A 26,030-nucleotide genomic window follows, 5' to 3' on the forward strand; every position below is an offset into this window, starting at 1 on the left:
TTGATCACGTGATGCCGCTGGTCAGGGCCAGGGCAGGTCGGGAAGTGTCCTCGCCGAAAATCCAGTGTGCTCGCATCCGGGAATTATCTCCACGTCGGATATCCCACCTTTCACGCCACAAGAAGATGGGGCCTCGGCGCGCCCATATCAGCCGGCAGTTCATTCGGAGCCGGACAGCCCGTGGAATATCAATATGAGAAAACCCCAGAGTTCACTGAGATATCTCCAAGGCCTGTGCCCCAGGGCCTTCAGGTTGCTGCTGGATCCCGGTGGGCCTGGCCGTGACGGTCTATCAGAAAGGCAAGAAACCGGGGTTAAGCCTGGCGGTCGTGCGAGATCTGCGTACAGACGGAACTCCTCTGATCGGGATCAACCACCAGTCATGGAACCGAGTTGCGTCGATGCGGTACATGGCGTTTCGTCGGTGCGCCATCACGGGCCAGGAGCGCGGCCTACGTTGGTAGCCCATGTGCTCGAGTTGAGCGAGCAGGCCCCCTGCGACATTCCTCTCCGGCTCCGCGACCTCGGCACCGGAGGCACCCCGGGTCAGCCATAGCGTGCCGCGGACGGCGGGGCGGCCGACCCCTCCGTCGCATCATCGCGCCCGTCGGCACTCACCCCCGCTCAGGCAAACCAACACGAATGGGCGGTTGTTCGAGGCCTTTCCTGGCGGGGTCCGGAACGGTTGGGTACGCACGTTGCGCTGCGGCCACTGCCGTTCCTCGACGAGTGAGCCGTGACACGGTAGTTGGAACCGGAGAGACGTGGTGACCAGGCTGTCCTGGGCATACGCGACAGGCTTGTTGGAACTGGTTTGCCAGGCTTCCTGCAACCAACGGTCAGTTGTCATTCTTGTTGGAACCGGACCTGCCAACCCGTCTCGGCGGCCCACCGTTCGGCCCCAGCCATCAGAACCTGGGTAGCGGGGGCCTTGATCTGCCCATTTTCCAAGAGGTCCGGAACGCTCAGCGCCAGCCTTTGCTTGAACGCGCCCCAGCCCTTACGAGCGGTCTCGTCCGCGCGTAGATAGTCCCGGAACAGCAGGGCAAAGCGGGCGTTGGGGCCAACGCTTTCCCGGAGGTGGACATTGCTGCGGCGCGCGCCGATGGGGGGCGCGAAAACGAGCTTGCGGCACCGTTGTCCTGCCGAGACCTCGTGGTGATTCCACGGTTCAGGTCGACAGCGGAAGCCAATCGCGGCGAGCAGTTTGACGTCCCGGGTCTCGGCGATCGACGTCATCCGGACCTGCACGTCGATGCAGTCTTTGGCCGGTAGGCCCGGCACCGAGGTGGAGCCCACATGGTCGACAGCGACTGCGACGTCACCGAGGGCAGCTCTCAACTGCCCGGCCAACCGCTCGAACTCCGCCGGCCACTCCAGTCGATACTCGACCACTGCTACCTGATTGGGCTCATCGGGAAACGGCACGGCTCCGTACTCTACCGCCCGAGGTGGGACAGCACGGCGACGGCGAGGCTTGTCGATCGCCCGCCTCCTCCTCGCTCGGCTGCCGGACGAGACACCTCAGCGATCGATGCCGGGAGAGTTCCGGTTCCAGCCCCTATGGCCAGGTTCCAATATCGTGTCCCGGTGTCCTGTCGCGTTGAGCTTGTCTGTGGATCTTGCGCCGAGCTGCGGTGTTGCCAGGTCGAGTGAGAACACTCGGCTCGGGATTCTCAGTGCATCTGGCTTCTGCGGAATCCGGGGGCTGCGAGCCGCAGTCTTGGCAAGGCAGTCGGGGGGAATCTGGACTGGGCCTGGGGCGACGTAGGCTCACGGGCTGTGAGCCAACAGGGTGAGGTCGGGAAGACGCGCTATCTGGTCCTTCATGACTATGGGATGGGGGGGCTGTGGTGGTGGGTGTGGGCGGGCTCGGCGGAGGAGATCGTCAGTGCCTGCGCCGAGGTTGAGGTGATCGCGGACCCGGACGTGGTGAGACGTGCCGAGACGTGGGGTTTGGAGGAGGTCCGTCTTGACGATCCGGACCCGAATCCGCTGTCCAGCCTCCGCGCTCAGCGGGATGCCCAGCGTGGCCAGCCGGGATTCGGTGTCCTGGCGGGACGGAACCGTGTGTGCCTGCGCTGGCCGGAGGGCGAGGAAGGAGAGGTCTTCTTGATGGAACTCGGGCCGGACGGACGGCGGTTGCGGCAGGTTGAGATCGGCCCGGACGGTGGTTCGGTCAAGACAGGCATTGAGGATTGGCCGTTCAACCCGCCGTTCGACCTTTGTGATCCGCAGTATGCGTCCATGGAGATCGGACCCGGTGACTTCGAGGAAGCGTGGCAGCGGGCCCGTCATGAGTCCGAAGGCTGATCAGGCGGCTTCCCGGGCTGTGTGAGGTCGGCAGAAGCGCTGGTAGAGCGGGTCCTGGCGGCCGCGGGTGGTGTAGATCCGCGCGAATCTTCGGCTCAGCTCGGCCGTTGTGGCCAGGTAGAGCTCCTTGGGATCGACGACCTCCGTCGGTGGGTTGAGGATCAGGTCCGTCAGCACCGCGGTCTCGGGGAAGGACGCCAGGCGATGGCGGTCCTCGAAGGGGATCTTCGTGCCGGCGGGGTGGAGCTCGATGCGGTCGAGGCGGCGGGTCCATTCCCGCCCGAGGTCGAGTGGCATGCCGCCGGCGGACCACTCGTCGATGATCTTCCAGGCCAGGTCGAGGGCATGCTGGATGCGGTGGTCGTGACGGCGGGCGAGCCGGTCGAGGTGGTGCTGGGCTTGGAGGACCTCGGGCAGGTGGGTGAGCGGGATGTCGTGGGTGGACCTGGTCCAGCGCCGGTGACGAGGGCAGAGGTGCTGGTGGGCAGGCGCGAGGATGATCACCATGGAGGCTGAGGGGCTGCGGCGGGCCGTGCAGCAGTGACAGGGACGGCCGATCACTTGCTCCGGCCGGGTCTTCGAGTGTTGAGGGTCGAGGAAGTCCGCGAGTGCGGGCAGGGCTCTGGCGAGTCGGGCTGTTGGGCGTCCGGCAAGGACGGCCAGTCGGGTTGGGGACTGGGTGGTCCAGCCGGCGGTGGTGTTGCTGAGCGGGGAGAACTCCGAAGGAAGCGGCCCCAGGAGCTGGGCGAGGCCGCTGACCGGGCGGTTGTTGGCGACGGCCAGGCGGTGCAGGTAGGAGCCGATGGTCTCGCCGTGGACGGGGCCGGGCGAGAGGGGCAGCGGGCGGAGCGGGTCACGCCGCGTCGGCATCGGGCCTCCGGCGGCGGGGTCTGCGGGCCCGGCGCCGTTCGACGCGTGCGCTCTCGGCGGTCTGGTCGACTTCGATGGTGTCGAGGGTCTTGCGGGTGATGGATTCGCTGCCGCTGATGATGGCCTCGATGGAGGCGCCGCGGACCAGTTGGGAGAGGCTGCCGATCGCGCCGTCGGTGCGTTCGTGGAGGTAGCCGTCGAGTTTCACCAGGCTGCCGGGCTTGTGGTGGTGGAGCCTCAGGGCTTCTTCGAGGGAAGCGACCAGGTTGCGCCAGTTCTGGCGCTGTGCGCTGGTGCCGTAGGCGAACGGCTCGGTGTCGGTGACGGTGTAGCGACCGGCGATCTGCTGCCCGCGGACCCCGTTGAACAGGCCGCTGGCGGCGACGTCGATCCCGGCCAGTACGAAGGTGGCGGGGATCCGCTCGGACAGGTATTTGAGCTGGTCGGAGGCTTCGGCTCCCGCCTGGGTCGCGAGGTTGAGGTTGTGGATCTCGTCGACCAGCGCGAGTTCGACGCGCATCTTGATCAGCAGGTCGCAGACCGCGTTGGTGATGGAGGTCTGGGTCTCCTGCCGGAAGACTGGGATGCCCAGGAACCGGGCGAACTCGATGGCGAGCATCTTGGGGGTGGCCCGGGGTGGGACGGTGACGTAGACGACCGGCAGGCGCCCGGCAGCGGCTGGACCGAGGCGTTTGCGGACCAGGAGTTCGTGGTTGCGGCCCAGTTGGGCGATGGCGGTGGTCTTCCCGGTTCCGGCCTGGCCGGTGACGATCAGTCCGCGGCGGCCGGAGATCTGGTGCCGGTTGAGCAGGACTAGCCTTCGCCCGGTGGTGAACACGTCGCGGACTGTGGGGGTGGCCACGACCACGAGTCTGGAGTGGTAGTCCAGTCTGGGCTCGTTGTAAGCGATCAGGTCCTCTTCGCTCAGGGCCTTGAAGGCTGCGAGCGAGAGCATCTGCGGGCAGGCGGGGGTGTCGTCGACGAACCGCTTCCAGCCGTCCTTGGTGGTCAGCGGGTTGTGTTCGTCGTCGGGGGCGGCAGGCGGGGTCACCATAGTGGCCTTCCTTCCTCTTCCAGGGGGTTGAAGACGCCGAACGGGGTGACCGGCATCTCCTCATCAGCGGCTTCGGGGCCGTCGATATCGGTCTGCGGTGCGGGTGGAAGCTCGGGGCGCGAGGTGGCCGCGAAGGCGGCCCGGGTCCGGGCCATGACCTGCTCGGAGCCGGCCGGCGCTTTCCCCGACCGGTGGAGAAGCTTCGCAAGGACGCGGGCGATCGCGGTCTCGCTGGTGTCGTCCTGGCCCTGGTCGGCCAGGAGCTGGCGCGCGTGGCGCCAGGTGAAGTCGGCGAACGGGGCCCGGACCATAGGCAGATGCGTCCAGGCGGCCTCGATCCACCGCCGGGTGTCGCTTCGCCGTACCCAGACGCGGGAGACGTCGTAGGGGTCGTAGTGCACTTCCCACAGGTCCTGCTTGGCCGTCACGCCGGAAGGCTGTCGCCGCAGCCGGTTGAGCTCCGGGCTGTCGTAGGTGCGGTAGTCGACCTTGACGCCGTAGTCGTTGACCGCCCGCCAGACCACGGGCAGCAGCTCGATGTAGTCCTCGGCCGACAGCGCGACGGGCAGGTAGCCGGCGCGGGCGACGGCGATCGCGTACGACTCGTTCGGTGACAGCGTCCGCCCTGGCATGTAGGGGTTGCGAAGGCCCTCGTGCGGGCGGTGCTGCCAGCAGATGATCCACTCGTCCAGCAGATCCTGGAGCTGGGCGAGAGTCCAGAGCGCCTCGGTCGCCGGGTCGCTGCCGCGACGGGTGACGTCGGAACCGGTGTAGCCCGCGACGTACTGGCAGAACAGCGAGTTGATCGACGCGAACGTCCGCTCCACGATCGCCTTGTCCGTCGGTGTCCGGGGGCGCGCGAACTGGAGCGAGATCCCCAGCAGCGAACAGGCCGAGGAGAAGGTCTCGGAGACGAAGACCTTGCCGTGGTCGATGACGATGGTGTCCGGCACGATGACCGGCTTGGCGGCGGCGTGCTCCAATCGCCTGTCCACGGCCACCAGCCGCTCGTGCGGCAGGATCGAGTCCGCCATCGCCAGCGTCCGGCTCCAGCCCGGCCGCATCGGCTCCGGCACCAGCATCTTCGCCAGCAGCACCGCGGCGTCGACGCCTTTCGTGCCCGCGGGCCTCAGCAGGGCCGCGCAGATCGTGCGCGTCGTGACATCGACCGCGATCGTCAGCTCCGGCCGGGCCACGACCCCGTCGTCCAGTACCGCCATCACATCCAGCCGGGTGGAGTCGACCTGCACGATCTCCCCCGGCCGGGTGGCCATGGACGGGGTGAACGGCCCGGCCGGGCGAAGAGCCCGCTGGCGGCGGACTGTTGCCGATCCGAACGGGTCGTTGCCCCGGGCGAGGTTGTTCACGAGCCGGTAGAAGGTCGCCCGCTTCGGCAGGTCCACCTCGTCCTCGCCGTGCCGGCCGACCAGGATCTGCTGGGTCCGCATGATCACCCGCTTGCGGTCGCCGGTGGACAGGTCCGTCTGCCCGGCCAGGGCCTCGGTGACGGCTGCCACCACGCGCTCGTCCACCCGGCCGGTGCCGGGGACCGGCGCGGGAGGCTTGCGGGAGCGGCCGTCCACCAGACCCCACAGGCCCTCGGCCTCGTAGCGCTGGCGCATCCGCAGGAAGGTCCGCCGACTGATCTGCTGCCCGGCGGCTGCCAGCTCGGCGACCTTGGCGGCTTCCCGCTCCACCAGCGTTCGCCAGGCCGGGTCGTACTCCGGACGCGCAGGCGTGCCCTCTTCCGCGTCCGGGGGCAGACCGGTGACGACTTCCACGACATGTCGTTCCCAGAACCGGGCCTGCTCGACCACGGCCTCGGGCAGGGCGTCCATCAGCGCGAACGGAGGCAGCGTCACCGCGGGCACCGCGTCCGGCCCCCGGTCGAGGAGTTCGAAGTCGTCGGCGGCCATCACATGCCCGGCCGCGAGCACGCTGACGTCCCCCTCCTCTCCGACCAGCCTCAGAGCCGTTCCCTCCAGCCCGACGATCTGCTTGGTCCGACCGTCGAAGCGAATCCGGTCCCCGACCCGCAGCACCCCTCTGGGGGCCAGCTCACCCACGGCCCACCTCCGCGCGGCCGATCACGGAAACGTCGCTCAGCGGAACCATCAGCTCCGTGGTCAGGTCACCGCACCACAGCAGATGGAACAGCGTGGGCAGCACTGCCAGCGGATCGCCCGCCGCTTTGGCTCCGTCCACCAGCGTCCGGGGCTCCCGGAAGACCTCGCCGAGCCGCCCTGCCACGTCGTCGACCCGGTTGCGCAGGTGCCGATAGCCCGACAGCCAGCGGACGTTGACCATCCGTACCGGATCCGGCTCGTGAACCAGGGCATACGACCAGCAGCCCATCGCCTGGCACATCGCCTCGGTCGCCGAGAACTTCACCGCGTCCTCCGGCCCCACCCGGTCCGCCGGCCGGACATCGACCACCAGCCCCGACCCGTCCTCCAGCCGGACGAAGTAGTCCGGCGTGTGCGAGATCCGGCGCGTCGCCCCCTGCCAGGTCACCCGGAACGGCTGCGAAGCCAGCCCCACCACGCGCTGGTCATGGTCGAGCAGCATCAGCCGGTCCCGCTCCAGCCAGGACTCGAACCCCACCAGCGACGCCGTGGTCGCCGCCCAGTACCAGCCCGGGAAGTGCCGCTGTCCGCGGTACGACGCAAAGCGCCGCACCGGACTCGCGGACTCGAAGGCAACCCGGGCAACCTCCTCCAGAACGGACCGTCGCAGGCCGCCGCCGTCAGCATCGGCCCACTCGACATCGACCAGCCCCAGGTCCATCAACACCCCCGGCCCTCACGTACACGCGTCGAAGCGACCGTGACAGGTGCAGTGAGAACCAGACCGGCGAAGCGAGATCAAACCCCCCGAACGGGGCAAAACCCACCGCTCAGCGCGCGGTGCCGTGAGAATCCGACAACACCGATGAGACCGAGTGAGAATCCGCCAGCTGCGATGCGACAGGACAGCCGTTCCTCGACGAGGTGGCGGCGGATCAGACCGATAAGTGACAGAAACCCTGGCCAGGTGACACCTATCGCGTCCCGGCACATGCAAGCAGGCAAGTGGTCAAACTTCGATGGCAAACGGTGAAACTTCGTTGTCACAGGACAATGACCGGTGACAGCGAACCTTGATCGCGTGCCACCGACGATCGACGGACGGCGGTTCGTGTCGCCGAAGTTTGATCACCCCAGGTCAGGGCGGGGCCGCCCGCCCCAATAGGATCGCGACCGGGACCGAGGGCGCGGCACTGAAGGGTGCCCGTCCGCTGGAACGAACTGCGTTCGGTGAATCCTCGCTGGCACACGGTCAGCGTTCGCCGGCACAGGTCATGCGCCAGCAGACCTTGAGCGTGTGCCATTGAAAGCCGCCGCCCGTGCCGGCTGGGCCCGGCGAGCGGGCACTGCTCGAAGCCCCGATGGGTTGATCACTCCTTGTTCCAAAGCCGCCACGCTGAGGCGTCGGCGTGGCTAGGCTGCTGCCTTGATCGTCCGCGAACGGCGGCACGGCATCCGGAGCAAGGAGTCCCATGACCATCGGCGTCGAGACCGACAGTCTTGTCAGCTTGTCCAACTACGGGTGCCTGAAGTCGAACGGCTACACCGAGGCCATCATCCGCGCCTACCAGTCGGTCAACCGGGTCGACCCGAACTTCTCGGCGAGCGCGCAGAACGCGCAGAACGCGGGCCTGCCCGTCGACGCCCTGATCACGGCGACCTGGCAGACTCCCGCCACCGCGGCCGCCGACGTGGCCCAGTGCATCAAGGACTACCAGCTCACGGTGCAGACCACCTGGCTCTTCACCGAGTGTTGAGCGACGTTCGTTGTGGTGATGACGGCGTCATTGGTTTTGGTGCTGGGCAGCGACGGGAAGGGCCGGTCCGACGGAGTCGGACCGGCCCTTGTGTTCATGTCGCCGCGGTGATGCTCACTCTGTCGTGACTTCGGCGACAGCGGCGCGTGCTGACGCCTCGTCGACGATGGTCTTGTTCTGGACGAAGACGTCGAGCAGGGCCTGGACGGCAAGATTGTTGACCGCGCGGGGCAGTCCGCGCCCGGTGGTGTGGATCAGTTGGACGGCGTCATCGGAGAACAGCGGGTCGGACCGGCCGGCCAGGGCGAGGTGGTGTTTGAGGTAGCTGCCGGTCTCCTCGCCGGTCATCGGGGGCATCGCGAACCGCAGCGCGATCCGCTGGTCCAGCGCGGCCATGGTGCCCATCTTGATTCTCCTGCGCAGGGTGGGCTGGCCGATCAGCAGGCAGGCGAACGGCGACGCGGAGTCCATGTCCTGGTTGGTGAGCATCCGCACCGACTCCAACTGGTCGTGGCTCAGCAGGTGGGCCTCGTCGAGCACCAGGACGGGGACGCGGCCGCGCTCGGCGCGTTCGGTGGCCAGCGCGTCGGCGGCCTGCGGGATCAGCGCGGCAGTATGCGGGTGCGGGCTGCCGCCCAGCGCGGAGACGATCGCGCGGTGGATCCCGCGCGAGCCCACGGCGGGGTTGCCCAGGTAGATGACCTGATGGCGGACCGGGTCCAGAGCTGCCAGGGCGGCGCGGACAGCGACGGTCTTGCCCGCGCCGACCTCCCCGGTGACCACCCCGATCGCGCGCTCCGCGACCGCCCAGCTGATCCGGGCCACCGCCTCAGCATGCGCGCCGTGACGGTGCAGAGCCCCAGGGGCCAGGCTCTTGCCGAACGGCATCTTGGTGAAGCCGAAGTACTGCTGCAGGCGCTCGATCACCGCGTCACCTGCGCGTTCGCGGCCCGCTGCAGGGCGTCGGCCCGGTCGAACAGGGCGAAGGCCAGACGCGCGGCGGTGAACACGGCCTGGTCGGCCAACTCGGTGTCACGGAGCTTCGCGCGCTGGCAGACACGGTCGGCCAGGTCCAGCGCCCGAGTCGACAGCTCCCAGGCCCGGTCCAGTGCTTGCAGGTCAACCGGCACGGTGATCCCCTTCGCTGTCGCTGTCGCTGTCGCTGTCGCTGTCGCTGTCGCTGTCGCTGTCTTCGTGGAGGAGGGCCTTGTAGTTGATGCGTCCGGCGAGTTGTTCCTGGTGGGCGGCGTCCAGCAGGGCGAGGTAGTTGACCCCGGTCGCGGCGGCGGGCTGTTCGGGTGGGAGTTCGGGGCGGGCCTTGGGGTGGGAGTGGCGGCGGATCTCGAAGGGCGTCGCGGCGCCGAAGCTGCGGCTCCCGTGGCGGACCTCGATGTTCTCCAGGTCGAAGGGGTCGAAGACCAGCTCGACCTTGCGTCCCGCCAGAGCGGGTTCGACCTGGTAGGAGTTGGACTGCAGGCGCACGGTCGCAGTCTTGGACACGTTGCGCCACTCGGACCACAAGAACGCCTCCCGCAGCAGGTCCGGATGCGGCAGCCGCGGGCCCTGGCCCTTCTCCCAGCCCTCCTGCCAGCGGGCGAGTGGTCCTTGACCGGTCTCGGAGTGCTTGCGCGGGTGGTACTCGGTCTCCACCCAGGCCGTGAACTTCCGGTTCATCTCCGCCAATGCCGCTGCGGCCTGGTCGGCGGGCCGGTCGGCCAGGTCTGCGGTCTCGATCAGGAACTGGCCCCGAACCGTGCGGAAATAGCGTTCGATCTTGCCCCGGCCCTCCGGTCGACCGGGTCGCGAGTGGACCAGCTTGACCCCCAGGACAGCGCAGGCCCGCATCAGCCAGGAGTCCACGAACGGCGACCCGTTGTCCAGATAGACCCCTTCGGGGACACCCCGGGACGCCAACGCGGGACGAAGCGCGACCGCCAGGCGCACGGTGTCCTCAACGAAGCCGAACCGGGCCGCCATCACCGCCCGGGAGTGGTCGTCCAGGAACGCGAACAGGATCGTCTTGCGCCCGGCGACCAGCGGTCCGTGCAATGCGTCACCGACCCACAGCTCGTTCGGGCGCGAGGCCTCGAACCGGCCGAAGACCTCCTTCGGCCGGTCCTGGCCGAGCTGGTCCAGGCCCAGGCGCACGAAGTGCCGCTGCAAGGTGCGCTCCGAGGGCGCCCACCCCGAGTGCGCCCGCAGCACCCGCGCGACCTGCACCGCCGTGCGCCCGGGGTTCTCCCGCTTCAAGCCCGCCGCCAACTCCAGCACCTCGGCCGGCGTCCTGGCCGCGACCCGCATCGCGTTCGGGACCAGCGCCTCGAAGCCGCCCACCCGCCAGGAGCGGATCCACCGGTCCAAGGTGCCCCGCGCCACCTGCACCGGCTCCCCGTCCAGGCCGACATGGGTCAACGCGGCGATCTCGCGCACCAGCACTCCGCGCTGCTTGGCCGACAGCGCCGGGTCCAGCGCGTCCTGGACCACCCCGTAACGGAACAGACCCACCAGGCGGGCCCGCTCCGCGCGCTTGCGCATCTCTTCCTCGTACTGCGATGCCACCGGCACCGACCTCCCCTTGAGCACCAAGCCGGGCCGGCGACCGAAGGCGGCCGCCAGTCCCGGCCCACCACCCTCGCCCGCCCCACCGGCCCCGCATCAGGGGCGACTCGCGTTGATCGACGATCTTGGCCAGCCCGGTGCCAGCAGCCGCCCGCCCGACAACGCCGACGCCACCTGCCACGGCGACAAGGCGACCATCTCCGGCCACCTGGCGGTGACCGCGCCCGCCGCAGCAAGCACCGCCGCGACCCCGTCCGCGAACAGCGCGCCCCTCGGATCGGGCAGCACCGGATCCGAAGGCGCGACCTGCACCAACAGCACTGTGAACACCTCACGCACCACCCCGGCCCGGCCGGCGAACCGGCGCAACCAGCCCCGCACCGTCTGATCGGGAAGCCCCAGCCCGGCCGCGATCACCCGATGCCCGCTCCCAGCCGCCCGCGCCACCAGCGCCGCCCCGATCACCACCGCCGCGTCAGCACGCCGAAGCAGCACCGTGACCGGCAGCAACACATGCGTAGCCCCGCACTGCGGGCAGCGCGACCGACGCGGCCTCAACTCCAGCCGCAGCCCCCGCAGATCCCGCACCGACCGCCGCCCGGACCAACCCCACGGACGCAGCCCCGCACCGCACCCCGGACACGCGATCCGGCCCGCCGACAACCGCATCTCGACCCGAACCGGCGATACCTCTACCGTGACCACAGCGCCTCCGAGCGCGATGCGGCCCTCCCGGACTACTCGGCCAAGAGATCACCGGGAGGGCCGCGCCCATGTTCAACCATGAGCACGCTGTCGCCGCACACGACGAAGGGCAACCCCCCCGGGCTGCCCTCTCCCACATCACCACGACCCTGACGCGAACCCGCTCACCCATCACCACAACGAACGTCGCTCAACACACCGAGGCCCCGGGCAACTACTGGGGCCCCAACACGAACGACAACAGGACCGTGCTCACCAACCTGGTGAAGGCGTGCAAGGCCGCCGGCCTGACGGTCGGCATCTACACCTCGGTCAGCTACTGGGAGCAGAACTTCGGCGCCGACTTCACCGACCACAGCACGTTGCCCCTGCTGTACGGGCACTACGACGCGCTCCGGAACTTCAACGACTTCACACCGTTCGGCGGCTGGACCAGCGCGACCCGCAAGGCCTACAACGGCGACACGAGCCAGTGCAACACCGACGTGGTGTCGTTCACCTGGCGCCCCTGACACTCCCCCATCCGCGTGTCCTGCGACAGCGAAGTCGGGACGGTTGCCACCGAAGTTGGGACAACGCTGATCTGTGTCATCGAAGTCGGGAAGCGACCAGGTCGGGGCGGGCGGTGATTCCGGCCTGGCCGCGGGGACGGGACCGCGCCGTCGTGCGCGAGCCGGTCCTGCCGACGCGGTCGCAGCGAAGGGCCACTGGGCGCTCGAATGACAGGTGTTTCAGGTCGGCGGGGGCATCGCGCACTGCCCCACCCCTCTTGATCAAAGGACTGTGTGATGGCTTCCGACGCGGACCTGCGCCAGCTGTTCGACTCGCTCGACCTCAACAGGAACGGCGTCCTCACCAGGGGAGAGCTGATCACGGCGCTGAGGGTCAAGGGTCGGCAGGCGAGTGATTCGAACAGCATCACCTTCTGGGGTTTCAAGGACCTCGATGACGTAGCGGACTTCTTCGACCAGAGCGACGTGGACCACAACAGGGAAGTCACCTACGAGGAGTTCGCGAAGGCCATGAACGCCCGAAAGGCCGCTGACGCCTGACGCCTCCAACCTGCCCGAGATGGAGGGGGCCCGTCGCCCCTGGGGCGACGGGCCCCCTCCATGGCTGCTGGACGATGTACACGCTGAAGGACGTGTCCCCGCGGCCAGGCCGGAGTCACCGCCCGCCCCGACCTGGTCGCTTCCCGACTTCGATGACACAGATCAGCGTTGTCCCAACTTCGGTGGCAACCGTCCCGACTTCGCTGTCACAGGACACCGCGCTTCGAGTCATCGGGAGCGGGCGGGCACCATCTGGCGAAGCGCAGTCGGTCTCGGCCGCGATCCTCGGGACGGCCTATACCGCTCCGACCTGGGGTTATCAAACTTCAGCGTCACAAACCGCCGTCCGTCAATCTTCCGTGGCACGCAGTCAAGGTTCGCCGTCACAGGTCAGCCGACAGCGACCCGTGGACCGTCGCCATCCGCCCCCAGGGCCGTCGAGCCGTCGACCGGGCAGGCTCCGGAGCCGATTGCCCGAGTTGTGGTGGTGCGCGGCGGAATGCATTGCGGCTGAATTTGCCCTTCCACTACCGGACTTGACTATCTGTCAGAGCAGTGGGGAATGCGCCGGACCCCGCCGTCGGAGTGGCCGTACGCTGCCTCGCGACCGTACTGGTGTTGTACTTGACTCTCTGTGAGGCTGCTGTGGAACTGCCTGAAGAACTGCGTGTCCTGCTTCGCGAGCGGAGCATCGGCTACCTCGCCACCACGATGCCCGACGGCTCGCCGCAGGTGACCCAGACCTGGGTCGACACCGACGACAAGCACGTGATCATCAACGCCGCGAAGGGGCACGTGAAGACCCGCAACATCGAGCGTGACGGACGGGTGGCCGTCGCGGTCTCCCACCCGGACAACCTCCCGCACTACTTCCAGGTGCGCGGTCGGGTGCTCGACATCACGACCGAGGGAGCGGCCGACCACATCGAGGCCCTCGCCCAGAGATACCTGGGCACTCCATACCCCTGGTACTGGGGACCGGAGGAGGTGCGGGTCATCGTGGTCATCGAACCGGAGAGCATCAGCAGCATGTAGCCGGTCCCGGCGCGGACGGCGGTGGGGCGATCGTCGCGGGAGGCTGCCCCACCGTCCTCCGCACCGGCAGTGCCACTCCTGCCTCACGGCGTGCCTCGTGCGCCCGTGGTGACGGCTTCCTGCGTCCCGGGTGCGCGCGGCTCCCGGGCGACCGGGCTGCTGGGCGGGAAGCTACGGGAGCGAAGCACATCACCGGTGTGCCGAGACCCGTGCCGGGAGCGAGACCGAGGAGCGCGATGGATCAGCGGGAACAGGCCGGAGCAGCGGCCCTTCGCCGGGAGGCGGCCGTCCGTGAGGCGGCGCGGCGCGGCCTGATCCGTGACGAGGCGCCTCTGGCCGGCTTCATCGACGTGGCCGGCCTCGCCGAGGCCCGGCGCGGGCTGCGCGCCGCCTTCGCCGGGTCGCGGTCGACGGTGCTGCACACCTTCGCGGCGAAGGCGTGCAGCCTGGTACCGGTGCTGCGGCTGTTCGCCGAGGCGGGGATGGGCTGCGAGGCGGCCAGTCCGGGCGAGTTGGCGCAGGCGCTGGCCGCCGGCTTCGCGCCGGAGCGGATCGTGCTCGACTCCCCTGCCAAGACCCGCACCGAACTGCGGACGGCGTTGCGCCTGGGCGTGGCGGTGAACGCGGACAACTTCGAGGAACTCGCCCGGATCGACGAGATCCTGCGCGAGCCCGGCCCCGGGGCCGTGCCGGGCGCCCGCCCGCCGCTCGGTCTGCGGGTCAACCCGCAGGTCGGCAGCGGCTCGATCGGTGCGATGAGCACCGCGACCGAGCACTCGAAGTTCGGCGTACCGCTGCGGGACGAGGGTGGCCGGGAGCGGATCGTCGCCGCGTTCGAGCGCTATCCGTGGCTCAACCGGCTGCACCTGCACGTGGGCTCGCAGGGCTGCCCGCTGGAGTTGATCGCGCGCGGCGTGCGGGAGGTGTACGAGCTCGCCGAGGAGATCAACGCCTCGGCCCCCGGGCGCCGGGTGACCAGCCTGGATCTCGGCGGCGGGCTGCCGGTGAACTTCGCCGACGACCGGGTCGCGCCGAGCTTCGCCGAGTACGCCCAAGTGCTGCGGGCGCACGTGCCCGGGCTGTTCGACGGCCGGTACGGGCTGGTGACCGAGTTCGGCCGGTCACTGGTGGCGAAGCAGGGCTTCACCCTGGCCCGGGTGGAGTACGCCAAGGAGGTCGGCGCCCGGCGGGTCGCGCTCACCCACGCCGGGGCCCAGGTGGCGACCCGGACGGTGTTCATGCCCGACGCCTGGCCGCTGCGCCTGGGCGCCTACGACCCGGACGGGGTGGCGAAGCGGACCCCCACCCGGGTCCAGGACGTGGCCGGTCCGCTCTGCTTCGCCGGGGACCTGCTGGCCTCGGGACGGGAGCTGCCGCTGCTGGAGTCCGGCGACCTCCTGCTGCTGCACGACACCGGCGGCTACTACTTCACCGCGCCCTGGGCGTACAACAGCCTGCCGCGGCCCGCGGTCTACGGGTTCGAGCCCGCCGCGGACGGCCGCGTCCGCCTCACGCTACTGCGGCCGCAGCAGACACTCGACCAACTGGTCGCGGAGGCAGGTGGCCGGCCGGCGGAGCCGCACCTGACGGAAGGCGAGGTCCTGCCTGCCCGACACCCACCTGCCTGACACCTACCTGCCTGACGCACCCGTCTCCGCCGCAGGCGGGCCGGACCGGCCCTCCGGCGGCGGCCGGTCAGCTGCCGCGGATGAGCGACATGAGCTGGGTCGCCACGGTCAGCACCGGGAGCGCGGCATCGCCGATCTCCCGGGACAGGCCGGTCAGCACCCGCAGGGTGTCGCGCCAGCGGTGCCGCTCCACCGTCGCGGGCTGGTTCAGCACCGGAAGGGTGCCGGCCAGGCTCTGCCGGTCCTCCGCGTCGACCCCGGCCTCGGCGGACAACTGGGTGACCAGAGCGGCGAGCTGGGCGAACAGCGCGGAGACCGCGGGCGGCAGGCCCTCGTCGCCGGCCCGGCCGCTGTTGTGCTGGATGCCGATGTTGTTGCTGCCGCCGTGAATGGTGACCTGGTCGCCGTAGTGGACGCCCGGACCGGGGCCCTCACCGTTCCCGCTCACTTCGAGACCCCCGTGTTCCCTTGCCCGCCGTAGATGTTGACGTTGTCGCCGAACCGGTACTGCCGCAGGTCCACCACCATGTTGTGGACGACCTTGCTGAACTCGATCTGCGGGTTCTCGATCGCGTCCGTGACCGCGCTCGCAAGCTCGTTCGCCGCCTCCGGCCGCTTCCAGGCCACCAGCGCGGTCGGCGGTCCCGCCGTGTCGATCGCCACGGCGAAGAGCGGCTTCTGGGTCAGCACCGGCAGCGTGTCGACCAGGAAGTAGACGATCAGGACGATCGGCGCCACGACGAAGACCCACCCCGCGCCGGACGACTGCTGCTCCCCGTCGCCACCGCCACTGCTGGTGATGGAACCGAGCACGTAGATGACCACGGCCGCGAGGACGACGATGGCCGCGAGCTTGAGGAATCGCCGGACCGCCGCACCGTGCCTCGGCACGATCACGGTGGTACCGACCCGGACGATCGTGGCCAGCGGGTACGCCGCGGTCCCGACCCAGAGAATGCGCTTGCTCACCGCGATCCGCATCCCGCTGTCGGGGGCGTTGCCCGGGGCGTAGCCGGGCATCGGCGGAACGGACGTGGACGCCGACGCCGCCACGGGTGCGGCTGCGGCGGTCCGGCGCGGCGGGGCGTGTTCGGGCGGATCGCTCTGGGGCGAACGGGACTGATGGGTCGGCTGCATAACTGTCTTCCCCCGAGTTGTTGTCGCTCGCTGACCGGTACGGCGCGCGCGACGCACGGTTTGCGCAACCAAAGTGACGCCTTCCGTGCGCGGACCGCGCGCGCGACGACTATTAACCAGCAGGATGCAGAACCGCGCAAGTTCATAACCGCCGACCGGACTTGAGCAGCCGGCGGCTGACGCCGCGTCGTAGGCTGCGCGGATGCGGATCCGAATCATCGACGCCTTCACCGACACCGCCTTCGCCGGCAACCCGGCAGCCGTGCTGCTGCTACCGGCCGGCCCCTGGCCGAGCGACCGCTGGCTGCAGCAGGTCGCCACCGAGATGAACCTGTCCGAGACCGCCTTCGCCAAGCCGCTGAACGAAGAGCTGCTGAACGAAGAGCCGCTGGGCGAAGAGCCGCCGAACGAGGACCCGGACGCCTGGGCGCTGCGCTGGCTCACGCCCGCCCTGGAGGTGGACCTCTGCGGTCACGCCACCCTGGCGACCGTCCACCTCCTGCACACCACCGGTGCGCTGCACGGCAGTTCGGTCCGCTTCGAGAGCCGGAGCGGAACGCTCCGGGCCGAGGTGGCGGCGGACGGGTCGATCACCCTGGACTTCCCGGCCAACCCGCCGCAGGAGGTCCCGGTGCCCGAGGGGCTGGCGGAGATCCTCGGCGCGCCGATCGGCGCGGCCCACGACACCGGCGCGCTGGGCGACCTGCTGGTGGAGCTCGCGGACGAGCGGACCGTCCGGACGCTGCGGCCCGACCAGACCCGGCTGCGCGCGCTGACGGGGCTGCGCGGGGTGATCGTGACCGCCGCGCCGGACGGTGCCGCCGCCGACTACGACTTCGTCTCGCGCTGGTTCGGCGCGGGCGTGGACGTCGGCGAGGACCCGGTGACCGGCAGCGCGCACACCGCGCTGGCCCCGCTCTGGGCGGCGCGGCTGGGCCGGACCGAGCTGACCGGACGCCAGCTCTCCGCGCGCGGCGGCAGCGTGCTCGCCCGGCTCGACGGCGACCGGGTGCTGCTCACCGGACGCGCCGTCACCGTCCTGGACGGGGAGCTCACGTCGGCAGCCAGCTGACGTGTCCGGCGAGCAGCACGTAGCCGACGAAGGCGACCGTGTCGATCAGTGCGTGCGCGGTGGCGAGCGGGGCGACCCGGCGCCACCGCCGGTACAGCAGGCAGAAGACCAGGCCCATCACCACGTTGCCGAAGAACCCGCCGACGCCCTGGTAGAGGTGGTACGAACCGCGCAGCAGCGCGCTGGCGGCCACCGAGGCCGGCCAGGACCAGCCCAGCTGCTCCAACCGGCGCAGCAGGTAGCCGACCACGATCACCTCCTCCACCACCGCGTTCTGGGTGGCGGAGAGGATCAGCACCGGGATCCGCCACCAGACGTCCGGCAGCGAGCTGGGCACGACCGTGAGGTTGACGCCGGAGGCCTGCGCGCCCAGGTAGAGCGCGAGGCCGGAGCCGCCGATCGCGGCGGCGACCAGCAGCGCCCGGGAGAGGTCCCAGCCGGGCCGGGTCAGGTCGAAGCCCAGCGCCCTTATCGAGGAGCCCTCGCGCACCAGCAGGTAGCCGACCAGGAGCACCGGGACCAGTGCGGTGCCGATGTTGAACAGCTGCAGACTGAGGTCGAGCCAGGGGCGGCCGGGCGCGAGCGAGCCGTTGAGGTTGGCGGTCTGCGTGTTCAGCGCCTTCGGCGCGGTCAGCGAGCCGATGAAGCTGATGTAGGCGTACAGCGCGCTGGCCCCGAGGGACAGTCCGAGCACGATCAGCGTCTCGCGGCCGAGCAGCCGTCGGGTGAGGACCGGCGGGGCCGGGGCGGTTTCGATGGTGGTCACTGCGGCGTCTCCCACACGGGCGCTAGGGTCGCCCGATCATCGCACAGCGCCCTGTGTCCGACGCCCGCCCGACCTGCCCGCCTGCCCGCCCGCCCGACCGACCGGCCCGCCCGCCCGACCGACCTGCCCGCCTGCCCGCCCGGCCGGCCGACCGCCCGACCTGCCCGCTCAGCCGACCGGCCAGCTGTGCACCGGCTCCCCGGTGCGGACCAGCTCCATGTAGCGCCGGGTCATCGCGGCCAGCGCCGGTGTCCGGTCGAGACCGAGCCGGTCGCGGCCGTGGTGGAACTCGGCGCTCTGCCACGCCGCTCCGTTCATGTTGCGGACGCAGCGCTGCTCGATGATCCCCAGGTAGCGGTCCCGGTCGAAGGGGTCCACCCCCCAGGCGTCCAGCCCGTGCCGGGCGAGCGGCAGCAGTTCCTCCAGCACCAGCTCGCGGACCGGGACCCGGGTCACCCCGCCGCCGCCGCGGACGCCGGGCCCGCGCGAGCCGAAGCGTCCGGCGCGCGGCCACCACTGCTCCGCGTCCAGCCCGTACCGGGCGGCGAGGCGGAAGTTCTCGGCCGCGAGCTCGAACGGCAGCCGGGACCACACCGGACGGGCCTGGTCGGCGAGGGCCCGGACCAGGCCGTAGTAGAAGGCGGCGTTGGCCAGGGTGTCGACCACGGTCGGCCCGGCCGGCAGCGCCCGGTTCTCGACCCGCAGGTGCGGCACCCCTTCGGCGACGTCGTAGACCGGGCGGTTCCAGCGGTAGATGGTCCCGTTGTGCAGCCGCATCTCCCGCAGCAGCGGGATCCCGCCGCTCGCCAGCACCTTCAGCGGGTCCTCGTCGTCGCAGATCGGCAGCAGCGAGGGGAAGTAGCGGCCGTTCTCGGCGAACAGCTCCAGGACCGAGTCGATCCAGCGCTCGCCGAACCAGGTGATGGGCCGGACGCCCTGCGCCTTCAGCTCCGCCGAGCGCGTATCGCAAGCCTGTTCGAATAAAACCGGCCGTGTCTCGCGCCACAGCTCCCGACCGAACAGGAACGGGGAGTTGGCACCCACCGCCACCTGCGGGCCGGCCAGCGCCTGCGCGGCGTTCCACACGCTCGCGAAGCGGTCGGGCGTGACCTGGAGGTGCAGTTGCAGCGAGGTGCAGGCTGCCTCGGCGACGATCGAGACGGTGTCCACCTGGAGGCGCTCGACGCCCTCGATGTCGAGCATGATGTCCTCGCCGCGCGCAGCCAGGATGCGCTCGTTGAGCAGTTGGTAGCGGTCGCCGCTGGAGATGTTGTCCAGCACCGCGTGGTCGCCGGCCAGGGTCGGCAGGATGCCCACCGGGACGATCCGGGCGCCGACCTCGGCGGCCTTGCGGTCGGCGTAGCGGAGGCCGGTGTCGATCTCCTCGCGCAGTTCCTCGAAGACCCGGCCGCCCAGCCGGTGCGGGGCGATGTTGACCTCGATGTTGAATCGTCCCAGCTCGCTCTGGAAGTCATCGCTCGCGATGGAGTCCAGCACCTGCTCGTTGATCATGACCGGCCGACCGGACTCGTCCGCCAGGTTGAGCTCGATCTCCAACCCCAGTCGGGCCCTGGGCCGGTCGAACCTCCGCTCCGTCAACATCTGCTCCAGCGCCTCCAGGCACTGTCGCAGCTTCCGCCGGTACAGCTGCCGGTCCGCCAGATCGGCCTGGCTCGCGACGACCTTCTCCCCCATCGACGCCCTACCTCCTCGATCGGCCCTGCCCGTCTCGATCGGTCCCGCCTGTGCATCATGCCCAGGGCCGGAGATCCATACCCGGGGTTCCGGCATGTGCCAACTCGTCGCTGCGCCTACGAACTGCCCGGAACATCCCTTGCGGAGGGATACCGACAGTAGTAGAAGAGTCACGCATCGCATTTGTTCGGATAGACTCGGTCAGCAGGTACGAGAAGCGCCGTCCACCTCCGGCCCCCACGCCGCAGGGCACGGCTCGGCCGTCCGCAACGGCCCCGTCCCTCCGCACGTGAACTTCCGGAACACCCGGGCCGATGGCGTCCGCCCCCGACGTCCGCGGCGCCTGCGTACGTCCCTGCACCGCCTGTCTCTGCCACGAGAGGCGAACACATGTCTTTGTCGCTCCCCCAGCCCCCTGCCGCCGCCCTGCGCGCGGTCCTCGACGCGCTCGACTCCCCGGCCGCCCTGCGCGCCCTGCGCAGCTCGGCCACCCGCCGCGGGCCGCTGGCCCCGGCGCACCCGCTGCCGGTCCACCTGCTCGACCCGGCCGCGCACGCCGACGGCGCCGCGCCGCTCTCCGAGGCCAGGTGCACCGGCTGGCGCTTCCTGATCCGGGACGGCGAGGAGGTCGTCGCCGCCGCCGAGACCCGGGAGACCCCGGACGGGCACGCCTTCGCGTACTTCGCCGAGGGGCCCTACCCGCTGGCGACCCTGCGGGCGCTGCAGCAGGCGCGGCAGCACACCGCCGCGACCTCGACGCCCTACCTGCCCCGGCTGCTGTCGGTGCCCGGCCGCTACATGACCGCGCTCTGGCTGCACCCGGTGCTCGACCAGGCCCGCAGCCGCGACCTGCTGATCCCGCTGGCGCCGGCGCCGCTGGGGGTGACCGCGCACGTCCCGCACGACGCCGAGGAGCTGCTGACGCTGCTGGCGCTCGGCCGATCGGCACTGCTGCCGCTCGCGATCTGACCCGGCCCGGGGAACCAGGCGGCAGCACAGGCGGCAGAGCGCGGACGGCAAGGAAGGCAGCAAGGCGGCACCGGCAAGGACGAGCCCTGGGAAGCCACCCGAAGTGACCATGCCCCGCATGGTCACTTCGGTGCGTTACCAGGGGTTTCCGGGTACCAAACGGGTGATCCCTCAGCCAGGTGCGTGACGCATGTCACCAAATGGCTGCGGGAAGGTCCCAGGACGTCGACACTGGGAACCAGCGCGGGGGGCAAGAGCCTCTACCCGATCGACCGGCGGTTCACACCTCCTCGAACGGAACGCGTCGAGGATCAGAGAAACGAGGGTACGAGCTATGTGCCAGCACCGTCCCGTCTGCCCGTCGGCCGACTCCCCGGACCGTGAGGCCGCCGTCGTCGTCGCCAGCCACCCCGAGCAGGGCTGGAGCCTGCTCTGCAACGGGGTCCTGCAGTTCGAGGACACCGGCGAGATCCTTCCCGACGGCCGCGTGATCGCCCCGCACCGGGCCCTCGCCGAAGTCGCCTGACCCCGACGCCCGCAAGCGACGACGCGGGGCCGCCACCGGTGCACCGGTGGCGGCCCCGCGTCGCGCTGCCGCGATCACTCCCCGTAGGACTCCAGCGGCGGGCAGGAGCAGACCAGGTTGCGGTCGCCGAAGGCGCCGTCGATCCGGCGCACCGGCGGCCAGTACTTCGCCGCCGGGTTGACCCCGGCCGGGAAGACCGCCTCCTGGCGGGAGTACGGGTGCTCCCACTCGCCCGCGAGCAGCGCGGCCGTGTGCGGGGCGTGGTGCAGCGGGTTGTCGTCGGCCGGCCACTCGCCCGCGCCGACCCGGTCGATCTCGCCGCGGATCGCGATCATCGCCTCGCAGAAGCGGTCGATCTCGCCGAGGTCCTCGCTCTCGGTCGGCTCGATCATCAGCGTCCCGGCGACCGGGAACGACATCGTCGGCGCGTGGAAGCCGTAGTCGATCAGGCGCTTGGCGACGTCGTCGACGCTCACGCCGGCCGTCTTGGCCAGCGGCCGGACGTCGATGATGCACTCGTGCGCGACCAGCCCGGCCGGCCCGGTGTAGAGCACCGGGAAGTACGGCGCGAGCCGCTTGGCGATGTAGTTGGCGCTGAGCACCGCGACCTGGGTGGCGTGCTTCAGGCCCTCGCCGCCCATCAGCCGGACGTAGGACCAGGAGATCGGCAGGATCGCCGCCGAGCCCCAGGGCGCGGCAGAGATCGGACCGACCCCGGTCTCCGGGCCGGCCGTCGGCTGCAGCGGGTGGTTCGGCAGGTAGGGCGCGAGGTGCGCGCGCACCGCGACCGGGCCGACGCCGGGGCCGCCGCCGCCGTGCGGGATGCAGAAGGTCTTGTGCAGGTTGAGGTGCGAGACGTCGCCGCCGAAGTGGCCCGGCTTGGCCAGCCCGACCATGGCGTTCAGGTTGGCGCCGTCGACGTAGACCTGGCCGCCGGCCTCGTGCACGGCGGCGCAGATGTCGCCGATGTTCTCCTCGAACACGCCGTGGGTGGAGGGGTAGGTGACCATCAGCACCGACAGCTGGTCGCGGTACTGCTCGATCTTGGCGTGCAGGTCCTCGACGTCCACGTCGCCGTCGGCGAGGGTCTTCACGACCACCACCCGCATCCCGGCCATGACCGCGCTGGCGGCGTTGGTGCCGTGCGCGGAGGAGGGGATCAGGCAGACGGTCCGCTCGGTGTCGCCGTTGGCCTGGTGGTAGGCGCGGACCGCGAGCAGGCCGGCCAGCTCGCCCTGGGAGCCGGCGTTGGGCTGGAGGCTGACCTTGTCGTAGCCGGTGACCTCGGCCAGCCGCTGCTCCAGCTCGTGGATCAGCGTGAGGTAGCCCTCGGCCTGCTCCACCGGGGCGAAGGGGTGGACCTGGGCGAACTCGGGCCAGGTGATGGACTCCATCTCCGTGGTCGCGTTCAGCTTCATGGTGCAGGAGCCCAGCGGGATCATGCCCCGGTCCAGCGCGTAGTCCTTGTCGGAGAGGCTGCGCAGGTAGCGCAGCATCCCGGTCTCGGAGCGGTGGGTGTGGAACACCGGGTGGGTGAGGAACTCGTCGCTGCGGAGCAGCGCCTCCGGCAGCCGGAGCCCGGCCGCCTCGGCCAGGCGGTCGACGTCGGCGACGGCCGGGACGCCGAAGGCGGCCCAGACGGCGGCCAGGTCGGCGCGGGTGGTGGTCTCGTCGCAGGCGGCGGAGACCAGGTCGGCGTCGACCAGCCGCAGGTTGACCCCGCCCTGGCGGGCGGCCTCGACGACCTCGGCGGCCCGGCCCGGGACCCGGGCGGTCACGGTGTCGAAGAAGGAGTCGTGGACGATCTCGGTGCCGCCCGCCCGCAGGCCCTCGGCCAGCGTCGCGGCGTAGCGGTGGGTGCGGGCGGCGATCGCGGTCAGGCCGTCCGGGCCGTGGTAGACGGCGTACATCGACGCCATCACCGCGAGCAGCACCTGCGCGGTGCAGATGTTGCTGGTGGCCTTCTCGCGGCGGATGTGCTGCTCGCGGGTCTGCAGGGCGAGCCGGTAGGCGCGGTTGCCGTCGGCGTCGACGGAGACGCCGACCAGTCGGCCGGGCAGGCTGCGGGCGTACTCGGTGCGGACCGCCATGTAGCCGGCGTGCGGTCCGCCGAAGCCCATCGGGACGCCGAAGCGCTGGGTGGTGCCGACCGCGATGTCCGCGCCCAGCTCGCCGGGCGAGGTGAGCAGGGTGAGCGCGAGCAGGTCGGCGGCGACGGCGACGACCGCGCCCAGGCCGTGCGCCTGGTCGATCAGCGGCTTGAGGTCGCGGACGACGCCGGAGGCGCCGGGGTACTGCAGCAGCACGCCGAAGACGCCGCGCTCGACCAGCTCGGCCGGGATGCCCTCGGAGAGGTCGGCGACCACGGTCTCGATGCCCTGCGGCACGGCGCGGGTGTGGATCACGGCCGCGGTCTGCGGCAGGGTGTCGGCGTCGATGACGAAGACGCCGCCCTTGACCTTGCCCATCCGGCGGGCCAGCGAGACCGCCTCGGCGGCGGCGGTGCCCTCGTCCAGCAGCGAGGCGCCGGAGGTGGGCAGCCCGGTGAGGTCGGAGACCACCGTCTGGAAGTTGATCAGCGCCTCCAGCCGGCCCTGGGAGATCTCCGGCTGGTAGGGGGTGTACGCGGTGTACCAGGAGGGGTTCTCCAGCACGTTGCGGAGGATCACCGGCGGGGTGAAGGTGCCGTAGTAGCCCAGGCCGATCATCGGGCGCAGCACCTGGTTGCGGTCGGCGAGGGTGCGCAGCTCGGCCAGCACCTCGGCCTCGGAGCGGGCGGAGGGCAGGTCCAGCGCCTCCAGGCTGCGGATCGCGGCCGGCACGGCGGCGGCGGTGAGCTCGTCGAGCGTGGAGTAGCCCACGCTCGCCAGCATCTTGGCCTGGGCGTCGGCGTCGGGGCCGATGTGCCGGTTCTCGAAGGGACTGGACTGCTCGAGTCCGGCGAGGGGTGAAGTCAGGGGTGAGGTCAGGGGTGACGTCATGGCGGGCTTGCCTCCTGGTCGGACCCGGGTGGCACGTGTGGTGTGCCGGGACGACCTCCCCCTCTGTCATCTGAACCTGAGAGCTTCACCGGCGCCCGCGGGCACCGGCTTTCACCGTCGGTGAGGACGCGTCCCGATGGTCCGGGACGGCCCTGCTTTCCAGAGCGACCTTGCGCACGCGGTACGGGGGCCTGAGAGATTCCGGGGAGGATTTGCTCCTTCGGCGCCGCGCCTGGCGCGGACTCTCCCGCGCGCGCTCTACGGTCACTGGCCAGGCTACCAGCGCGGAAGGCTGAAGCACGCGCCTCCCCGGTGCCCCGTTCGGCCCAGCGACACACCCGGTCGGCCGGTCAGCACTCGACAAAGTGATCTTTGTGGACTTTTGTATGACTTGACCGTATTTTCCCTGCGTGCCTGTGCGAGCGGGGATGTCTTCCCGCCGTGAGGAGTGGACGACCCGTGCAGACCGAGATCGACCCCAGGGACCTGATCGGCCACAAGGCAGTGGACCGCAACGGCGACAAGATCGGAACCATCGACGAGGTGTACCTCGACGACGCCACCGGCGAGCCGGAGTGGGCCGCCGTCCGGACCGGCCTCTTCGGCCGCGACGCCTTCGTGCCGCTGACCACCAGTGAGTTCGTCAGCGACGAGCTGCGGGTGCCCTACGAGAAGTCACAGGTCAAGGACTCCCCCGACTTCGGCGCGGGCCAGCACCTGTCGCCCGCCCAGGAACTCCAGCTCTACCGCTACTACGGTCTGGAGCTGCCGGCCGGGGACGCCCGCGGCAACGGCTCCGGCTCCGGCTCCGGCTCCGGCTCCGGCAACGGCTCCGGCACGGGAACCGGCACGGGAACCGGCGCCAACACGGGCACCGGCACCGCCGCCGCAGCGCCCGCGGCCGGCGCCGGGGCCGCCGTACCGGCCGCCGCCGTGACCGCTGCCGCCGCTGCCACCGCGGCCGCCTCCGCCGGGTCGAAGCCCGCGCCCGCGCCGACCGCGGAGTCCACCCAGCCGATGCCGGTGGTCGACGCTCCCCCCGCCACTCCGAGCAGCAGGACGGCCGCCTTCATGACCAGCCCCCAGCCCGCGCAGCAGCTGCAGCCGCCGCAGGCCCAGCCGCTCCAGGCCCAGCCGCTGCCGACCGCGCAGGCGCAGCCCCGGGTGCAGACCCCGCCGACGCCGCCGGTGACGATCACCCGGCCGGTCCCGGACCCGCTGACCGACCCGCTGCCCGGCCAGGCCACCGGCACCACCGCGGCCGGGACCTCGGTCCCGGAGCCGATCGAGTTCGTCTGCCGCGAGGAGCGGCTGGACATCACGACCGAGTGGAGCGTGCTGGGCCACGCCCGGCTGCGGAAGTACGTCACCACCGAGCAGGTCGAACGCCGGGTCCCGGTGATCCGTGAGCGGATCCGGGTCGAGCGGGTGCCGGTCGGCGCCGACGAGCGGGAGCAGCTGACGGACCAGGAGATCTCCGAGAGCACCGAGGAGGTCACCCTGCACGAGGAGCGCGTCGTCGTCCGCAAGGCGGTGGTGCCGGTCGAGCGGATCCGCCTGGTGACCGAGCGCTTCACCGAGGAGCAGATCGTCCGGGACGAGCTGCACCGCGAGCACATCCAGGTGCAGGACAGCACCCGGCTGGCCGGGCCGACCGCGGTGCCCGGCAATGGCGGGCCCGGCATGGGCGGCCCCGGCGTGGGAGGCCCCGGTGTCGGCGGCGCCCCGCAGCAGGCCCCGGGCAGTGCTCCGGGCGCCGCTCCCGGCAGCGCCCCGGCCGGCCGGCCCGAGCCGTTCCCGCGCTCCGGAGACACCGGCCACGCGATCGGCGCCTGAGGCGCCCGG

Annotated in this window: 24 protein-coding genes and 2 riboswitches; of the genes, 10 read left to right on the plus strand and 14 right to left on the minus strand. The window is 70.7% G+C overall.

Features of this window, described 5'->3' with window-relative positions:
• Positions 1-846 precede the first annotated feature (846 nt).
• Positions 847-1,428: a GrpB family protein gene (locus BS75_RS04825; protein ID WP_034087303.1), complete on the minus strand. Its 582-nt coding sequence runs from the start codon at positions 1,426-1,428 to the stop codon at positions 847-849.
• Between the two features lie 354 nt (positions 1,429-1,782).
• Between BS75_RS04825 and BS75_RS04830 the strand changes: the two genes are divergently transcribed.
• Positions 1,783-2,313 (plus strand): hypothetical protein, encoded by a 531-nt coding sequence (locus tag BS75_RS04830; protein WP_034087304.1) that lies wholly within the window; start codon positions 1,783-1,785, stop codon positions 2,311-2,313.
• Here BS75_RS04830 and BS75_RS04835 read toward each other — a convergent pair whose 3' ends face one another.
• The 4 genes from BS75_RS04835 to BS75_RS04850 are packed head-to-tail and all read right to left on the minus strand — an operon-like array spanning position 2,314 to position 7,024.
• The gene (locus BS75_RS04835) at positions 2,314-3,183 is read right to left on the minus strand and encodes a TniQ family protein (protein WP_034087305.1); all 870 of its coding nucleotides are present in this window, start codon (positions 3,181-3,183) and stop codon (positions 2,314-2,316) included.
• Entirely contained in the window at positions 3,167-4,237 is a 1,071-nt protein-coding gene (locus BS75_RS04840) for an ATP-binding protein (protein ID WP_034087306.1), read from the minus strand. Before BS75_RS04840 ends, BS75_RS04835 begins: the two co-directional genes overlap by 17 nt.
• A complete protein-coding gene (locus tag BS75_RS04845) occupies positions 4,231-6,303 on the minus strand; it encodes a Mu transposase C-terminal domain-containing protein (RefSeq protein ID WP_152646095.1) in 2,073 nt (690 codons plus the stop codon). Before BS75_RS04845 ends, BS75_RS04840 begins: the two co-directional genes overlap by 7 nt.
• Positions 6,296-7,024, minus strand: a complete 729-nt coding sequence (locus BS75_RS04850; protein ID WP_034087307.1) for a TnsA-like heteromeric transposase endonuclease subunit — start codon at positions 7,022-7,024, stop codon at positions 6,296-6,298. Before BS75_RS04850 ends, BS75_RS04845 begins: the two co-directional genes overlap by 8 nt.
• A gap of 751 nt (positions 7,025-7,775) precedes the next feature.
• Between BS75_RS04850 and BS75_RS04855 the strand changes: the two genes are divergently transcribed.
• Positions 7,776-8,060, plus strand: coding sequence for a glycoside hydrolase family 25 domain-containing protein (locus BS75_RS04855; RefSeq protein WP_034087308.1), 285 nt, complete (start codon positions 7,776-7,778; stop codon positions 8,058-8,060).
• Positions 8,061-8,174: 114 nt separating this feature from the next.
• Here the strand turns inward: BS75_RS04855 and BS75_RS04860 are convergent, their stop codons facing one another.
• The 4 genes from BS75_RS04860 to BS75_RS04875 all read right to left on the minus strand — a co-directional run bounded on the left by BS75_RS04860 (position 8,175) and on the right by BS75_RS04875 (position 11,132).
• Complete coding sequence (locus tag BS75_RS04860; protein WP_034087041.1) at positions 8,175-8,987, minus strand: ExeA family protein; 813 nt, start codon at positions 8,985-8,987, stop codon at positions 8,175-8,177.
• On the minus strand, positions 8,984-9,190 hold the full coding sequence (locus BS75_RS04865) for a hypothetical protein (protein WP_034087040.1): 207 nt from the start codon (positions 9,188-9,190) through the stop codon (positions 8,984-8,986). Before BS75_RS04865 ends, BS75_RS04860 begins: the two co-directional genes overlap by 4 nt.
• A complete protein-coding gene (locus tag BS75_RS04870) occupies positions 9,180-10,619 on the minus strand; it encodes a DDE-type integrase/transposase/recombinase (protein ID WP_231607680.1) in 1,440 nt (479 codons plus the stop codon). The genes BS75_RS04865 and BS75_RS04870 overlap by 11 nt, the downstream gene beginning before the upstream one ends.
• A 96-nt stretch (positions 10,620-10,715) precedes the next feature.
• On the minus strand, positions 10,716-11,132 hold the full coding sequence (locus tag BS75_RS04875; protein WP_197091886.1) for a hypothetical protein: 417 nt from the start codon (positions 11,130-11,132) through the stop codon (positions 10,716-10,718).
• Between the two features lie 260 nt (positions 11,133-11,392).
• Here BS75_RS04875 and BS75_RS04880 point away from each other — a divergent pair, with 260 nt between their 5' ends.
• The 4 genes from BS75_RS04880 (at position 11,393) to BS75_RS04895 (ending at position 15,039) form a co-directional block, all read left to right on the plus strand.
• A complete protein-coding gene (locus BS75_RS04880) occupies positions 11,393-11,836 on the plus strand; it encodes a glycoside hydrolase family 25 domain-containing protein (protein ID WP_034087309.1) in 444 nt (147 codons plus the stop codon).
• Positions 11,837-12,112: 276 nt separating this feature from the next.
• The gene (locus tag BS75_RS04885) at positions 12,113-12,376 is read left to right on the plus strand and encodes an EF-hand domain-containing protein (protein WP_034087310.1); all 264 of its coding nucleotides are present in this window, start codon (positions 12,113-12,115) and stop codon (positions 12,374-12,376) included.
• Positions 12,377-13,021: 645 nt separating this feature from the next.
• Entirely contained in the window at positions 13,022-13,411 is a 390-nt protein-coding gene (locus BS75_RS04890) for a TIGR03618 family F420-dependent PPOX class oxidoreductase (protein WP_034087311.1), read from the plus strand.
• 236 nt (positions 13,412-13,647) lie between these two features.
• On the plus strand, positions 13,648-15,039 hold the full coding sequence (locus tag BS75_RS04895) for a type III PLP-dependent enzyme domain-containing protein (protein WP_034087312.1): 1,392 nt from the start codon (positions 13,648-13,650) through the stop codon (positions 15,037-15,039).
• Positions 15,040-15,106: 67 nt separating this feature from the next.
• Here the strand turns inward: BS75_RS04895 and BS75_RS04900 are convergent, their stop codons facing one another.
• Both BS75_RS04900 and BS75_RS04905 read right to left on the minus strand, forming a co-directional pair.
• Positions 15,107-15,487 (minus strand): hypothetical protein, encoded by a 381-nt coding sequence (locus BS75_RS04900; RefSeq protein WP_034087313.1) that lies wholly within the window; start codon positions 15,485-15,487, stop codon positions 15,107-15,109.
• Complete coding sequence (locus tag BS75_RS04905) at positions 15,484-16,176, minus strand: DUF6232 family protein (protein WP_052069186.1); 693 nt, start codon at positions 16,174-16,176, stop codon at positions 15,484-15,486. Before BS75_RS04905 ends, BS75_RS04900 begins: the two co-directional genes overlap by 4 nt.
• 202 nt (positions 16,177-16,378) lie before the next feature.
• Between BS75_RS04905 and BS75_RS04910 the strand changes: the two genes are divergently transcribed.
• Positions 16,379-17,248, plus strand: a complete 870-nt coding sequence (locus BS75_RS04910) for a PhzF family phenazine biosynthesis protein (RefSeq protein WP_034087314.1) — start codon at positions 16,379-16,381, stop codon at positions 17,246-17,248.
• Here BS75_RS04910 and BS75_RS04915 read toward each other — a convergent pair.
• A complete protein-coding gene (locus tag BS75_RS04915; RefSeq protein ID WP_042440804.1) occupies positions 17,229-18,014 on the minus strand; it encodes a CPBP family intramembrane glutamic endopeptidase in 786 nt (261 codons plus the stop codon). The genes BS75_RS04910 and BS75_RS04915 overlap by 20 nt on opposite strands.
• A 168-nt stretch (positions 18,015-18,182) precedes the next feature.
• Positions 18,183-19,709 carry a glutamate--cysteine ligase family protein gene (locus tag BS75_RS04920; RefSeq protein ID WP_034087315.1) on the minus strand — a complete coding sequence of 509 codons (1,527 nt, stop codon included), beginning with the start codon at positions 19,707-19,709 and terminating at the stop codon, positions 18,183-18,185.
• 390 nt (positions 19,710-20,099) lie between these two features.
• On the opposite strand from BS75_RS04920, the gene BS75_RS04925 reads away from it, so the two are divergent.
• Positions 20,100-20,678 carry a hypothetical protein gene (locus BS75_RS04925; protein WP_034087316.1) on the plus strand — a complete coding sequence of 193 codons (579 nt, stop codon included), beginning with the start codon at positions 20,100-20,102 and terminating at the stop codon, positions 20,676-20,678.
• Positions 20,679-21,012: 334 nt separating this feature from the next.
• A complete protein-coding gene (locus BS75_RS04930) occupies positions 21,013-21,204 on the plus strand; it encodes a DUF5999 family protein (protein WP_034087317.1) in 192 nt (63 codons plus the stop codon).
• A gap of 74 nt (positions 21,205-21,278) precedes the next feature.
• Here BS75_RS04930 and gcvP read toward each other — a convergent pair whose 3' ends face one another.
• A complete protein-coding gene (gene gcvP / locus BS75_RS04935; protein ID WP_408022518.1) occupies positions 21,279-24,185 on the minus strand; it encodes an aminomethyl-transferring glycine dehydrogenase in 2,907 nt (968 codons plus the stop codon).
• 56 nt (positions 24,186-24,241) lie between these two features.
• Positions 24,242-24,353, minus strand: a riboswitch (glycine riboswitch).
• 1 nt (position 24,354) lies between these two features.
• A riboswitch (glycine riboswitch) is annotated at positions 24,355-24,445 on the minus strand.
• Between the two features lie 199 nt (positions 24,446-24,644).
• On the opposite strand from gcvP, the gene BS75_RS45515 reads away from it, so the two are divergent.
• A complete protein-coding gene (locus BS75_RS45515) occupies positions 24,645-26,021 on the plus strand; it encodes a PRC and DUF2382 domain-containing protein (RefSeq protein WP_063771628.1) in 1,377 nt (458 codons plus the stop codon).
• Positions 26,022-26,030: the final 9 nt, after the last annotated feature.

Source organism: Streptacidiphilus albus JL83 (genome assembly GCF_000744705.1).
GTDB classification, from domain to species: Bacteria; Actinomycetota; Actinomycetes; order Streptomycetales; family Streptomycetaceae; genus Streptacidiphilus; species Streptacidiphilus albus.